The sequence below is a fragment of the Fusobacterium sp. IOR10 genome (assembly GCF_010367435.1).
Lineage (GTDB): Bacteria > Fusobacteriota > Fusobacteriia > Fusobacteriales > Fusobacteriaceae > Fusobacterium_B.
Map to the genome: position 1 here is coordinate 1 of NZ_WJWY01000071.1, position 612 is coordinate 612.

A 612-nucleotide genomic window follows, 5' to 3' on the forward strand; every position below is an offset into this window, starting at 1 on the left:
TATTATTCAATGGAAGTTTGGGGAGGAGCAACATTTGATTCATGTATTAGATTTTTAAATGAGGATCCTTGGGAAAGGTTAAGACTTATTAGATCTAAGGTGAAGAATACTAAATTACAAATGTTAATAAGAGGACAAAATTTATTAGGGTACAAACATTATGCAGATGATGTAGTTGAGGAATTTGTAAAAAAATCAATTGAAAATGGAATTGATATTGTAAGGGCCTTTGATGCTTTAAATGATTTTAGAAATTTAAAAACAACAATAAAAGCAATAAAAAAATATAAGGGACATTGCCAAGGTTGTATAGCTTATACAACAAGTGAAATTCATACTATTGAGTATTATGTGGCAAAGGTTTTAGAACTTGAAAAAATGGGAGCTGATTCAATTTGTATTAAGGATATGGCAGGGATATTACTTCCAGATACAGCCTATAAATTAATAAAAGAAATTAAGAAGAATTCTAGCTTACCAATAGAATTGCATACACATTGCACAAGTGGAATTGCTCAAATAATGTATGACAGAGCAATAAAAGCAGGGGTAGATATTATAGATACAGCAATATCTCCATTTTCCACAGGAACATCTCAACCTCCAACAGAA

The 612-nt window shown here is 30.4% G+C and carries 1 pseudogene; it reads left to right on the forward strand.

From position 1 onward, the window contains the following. Positions 1-612: pseudogene (locus tag GIL12_RS09990) on the forward strand (oxaloacetate decarboxylase subunit alpha); the annotation flags it as partial.